Raw genomic sequence first — 3,180 nt, forward strand, 5'->3', positions numbered from 1 at the left:
GCCAAAGCAAGCCTTTGTCACTGTGTCGTTATATATCATAATGGGGTTGATTGGCTTGCCTGTTTTTTCAGGAGGAGCTTCAGGTCTTGCTAAAATTTTAAGTCCAACGGGAGGCTTTATTATGGGATTTTTAATCGCAGCTCCACTCATGAGTTATGTAAAAGGAGAATGCGTCCATTTAAAATCAGCGTTATGCATTACAATCTTAATTGGAATGCCGATTATTTATTTATTTGGAACGTATTGGATGAGTTTAAATCAAGGAATCGGTATTTATGATGCGTTTAAAGTGTCTGTTATCCCATTTGTTTTAGGTGATGTAGTCAAATGTGTGATTGCCTCTTTAGTAGCGGTTAGACTCACTAAAAGGGTTAATCAATCCGTTTTTAGAGGGCAGCTTGTGAATGAATAATGTGGTGGATTTAGAATCTTTATTTGGATTTAAACTTGATTTGATAGAAGAGGAAGAATGTCACTTTATGACCTGAAAATTAAAAAGTGAAGTCACGAATTTCGAGACTTCACTTTTTATGATGAAGTTGTTTATCCTAAGGCAACATCCATGACCATCATCACCATAAATCCTAAGATGACACCGATAGCGGCTAAGTTTTTATTGTCTCTTGCACTTTCTGGAATCAATTCAGAAGACACGACTGAAATCATAGCACCAGCTGCGAAAGCTAATAAAAAAGGAAGTAAGCTACGAACACTAATAGCTGCCAAGGCTCCAATCACACCTGCCACAGGTTCAACTAATCCAGAAGCTTGTCCAGAAAGGAATGATTTCCATCGACTATACCCTTCTCGACGTAAAGGTAGTGAAACGGCAGCCCCTTCAGGAAAGTTTTGAAGTCCGATTCCAATAGCGAGTAAAATAGCAGAAATTAAAGTGGCTCCTTCAATTCCCGCGACAACACCACCAAATGCAACCCCGACAGCTAATCCTTCGGGAATATTATGTATCGTAACTGCTGACACGAGCAGTAAACTGCGTTTTAAAGAATTTTTACCTTCGGCATCTCTCCACTGATTAAAGTAGAAGTGATCCATTAGTTTTTCAGATAAGACAACAAATAAACCGCCAGCTAAAAATCCAAGTGCTGGAGTAAACCAGACGAAATGTGAACCTAAATCTTCCGCTAACTCGAGTGCTGGATTTAATAATGACCAGAAACTGGCGGCAATCATAACGCCTGCTCCAAATCCGAGCATCCCATCAAGTAATCTTTTATTAATGTTCTTAAAGAAAAGAACGACGGCAGCTCCTAGAGCAGTTACTCCCCAAGTAAAAATTGTCGCAAGTAATGCTTGAATTACTGGAGAGAGGCTAGCAAACCATTCCATTTTAAAAATCCTCTCCTTTTTGTCTGTTTATACATTGTCAGTATATTCTAACCTTAGAAATGTGTGCCTGCCTAAAGATGAAGATAAGGAGCTCATTCTCAAATTTGGAAAATATTTAAGCTAGATAACAGTGAATTTTTTTTATATAATAGGATTGTTAGAAATGGAATGTCAAATCAGACAAGTGCTGATTGGCAGACCATTTTAATGATCTCATGTTGGCGCATGAGATTTTTTTATGGGGTTTAATGAACTTTGTTTTTCGCATGAAGAAATCATTGGAGTGCAATTGAAATTCGAAACAATCTAAAATGGAGCGCTGAGGGCGTTCCTTTTTTAATGGATAATTACTGTTGTGCCATCGGGAATCGTCTCATAAATCCATTTTGCATTCGATGGATTTAAACGGATACAACCATGACTTAAAGCTTGTCCGAGTCTTCCATCAATGATATAGCTGCCTGTTGGATCGTATAAAACGGAATGATAGTAATAACCTTCGGCAAAACGTGTGGCATCTTTAACCGTATAACGGTTTGTTCCAAAAGAGGGTTTTCGTCCAATGATTGAAAACGTTCCGCTAATCGTAGGTGTACGAGGAGCGCCAATCGTTGATTTCCATTTGAAAAGTTGGGTCCAAATGTCGTTTTCTTTTTTAAACACATACGTCTCGCGATGCTTCAAATCAGTCGTTAACAAATAATCAGTGGGGCTTTGAATATCATTATCATTCACAAATTTTAACATATCAGTTGAAAACTCAGCTTGTTTCGTTAAATCAGGTTTTTGACCATCATCAGATAGATAAGTATTAAACACATAACCAAATTCATCGTTGTAAACGACATAACTCCAGTTTCCCTCTGTTGCTAAAACTTCAATACGTGATTGTTTGGGAATAAGGGTTAGTACATTAGAAGTGGTTGATGGCGCTTCTCGTAAATTTAAGTTGCTATAAGGGGACATTGTTTTTGACACATAATCACGACTGACATACCCTCTCGTCCCTTGATAATTCACTTCTAACCATTCATCATCCGTATCCGTCACTTCGATTTTTGAATACTTCGGAATCATCAAAAGGATTGGGGCTGAGGTTGATTTACCCCTTCGAAGATTTAAGTTACTGGTTGTATATTTGATTTGAATCGTACGCACTTGGAAATTGATAATTTGCAATTGTATCCATCCTTTCAAAGTTAGTCTACTCATAGCCTATGTGAAGATTAAATAATCAGTTCATGATATAATGTGAAAAAATGGAGGGATGGATTTGCAAACAGAAGGAGTATTTACAATCGTAGTAAACAAGAAGCAGGAGGTATTATTAGTCAAACGAAAAGATTTACCGATTTGGGATTTACCAGGAGGTAGAGTGGATGAAAGGGAATTATTAGAAGAGGCGGCCAAACGTGAGGTGCGTGAAGAAACTGGATACGAGGTGGAGATTGTTGACAAAGTGGGTGTTTATGATCGACCATCATTTCATGATGTGCAACATATCTACACAGGCATTGTAACGGGAGGCTGAGGAATTGAAAACGGTCCTGAAACGGCTAAACTCAAATTTTTTAATCCCAAATGTCTGCCGCTTTTGATGGTGCCACACCGTAAAAAACAAATTAGAGATTATCAAAAAAATAAACGTCACCTTAAAGAAATATTAGAAGATTCTTGGTTATTTTTGAAGTTGTTTCACTAACAGTTAGTATAAGTTTGAGAGGGATGAAACAAGATAAGAAGAGTAATTTCATGAAAGTGAATGAAGAGAATGGAACAAAAAAATTTTAAAAAATTAATCTTAAGTGGCGTCTTATTTGTTGGACTGATTGC

The 3,180-nt window shown here is 37.4% G+C and carries 4 protein-coding genes; 2 read left to right on the plus strand and 2 right to left on the minus strand.

Going from position 1 to position 3,180, the window contains the following annotated elements; all coding sequences use genetic code 11:
- On the plus strand, window positions 1-412 hold a 412-nt coding region (locus QWC74_RS05965; RefSeq protein WP_288993945.1), incomplete at its 5' end, for a biotin transporter BioY.
- 131 nt (window positions 413-543) lie between these two features.
- Here QWC74_RS05965 and QWC74_RS05970 read toward each other — a convergent pair.
- The gene (locus QWC74_RS05970) at window positions 544-1,347 is read right to left on the minus strand and encodes a ZIP family metal transporter (protein WP_006785712.1); all 804 of its coding nucleotides are present in this window, start codon (window positions 1,345-1,347) and stop codon (window positions 544-546) included.
- 336 nt (window positions 1,348-1,683) lie between these two features.
- Window positions 1,684-2,526, minus strand: coding sequence for an SH3 domain-containing protein (locus QWC74_RS05975; protein WP_006785713.1), 843 nt, complete (start codon window positions 2,524-2,526; stop codon window positions 1,684-1,686).
- Window positions 2,527-2,614: 88 nt separating this feature from the next.
- On the opposite strand from QWC74_RS05975, the gene QWC74_RS05980 reads away from it, so the two are divergent.
- Window positions 2,615-2,878, plus strand: coding sequence for an NUDIX hydrolase (locus QWC74_RS05980; RefSeq protein ID WP_237701298.1), 264 nt, complete (start codon window positions 2,615-2,617; stop codon window positions 2,876-2,878).
- Window positions 2,879-3,180 lie beyond the last annotated feature (302 nt).

Origin of the sequence: uncultured Turicibacter sp. (assembly GCF_938044715.1) — a bacterium.
Taxonomy (GTDB): domain Bacteria; phylum Bacillota_I; class Bacilli_A; order MOL361; family Turicibacteraceae; genus Turicibacter; species Turicibacter sanguinis.

Coding starts and splice junctions, on each gene's coding strand:
- QWC74_RS05970 (WP_006785712.1), bottom strand. CDS start 1,347: ATGGAATGGTTTGCTAGCCTCTCTCCAGTAATTCAAGCATTACTTGCG.
- QWC74_RS05980 (WP_237701298.1), top strand. CDS start 2,615: ATGGATTTGCAAACAGAAGGAGTATTTACAATCGTAGTAAACAAGAAG.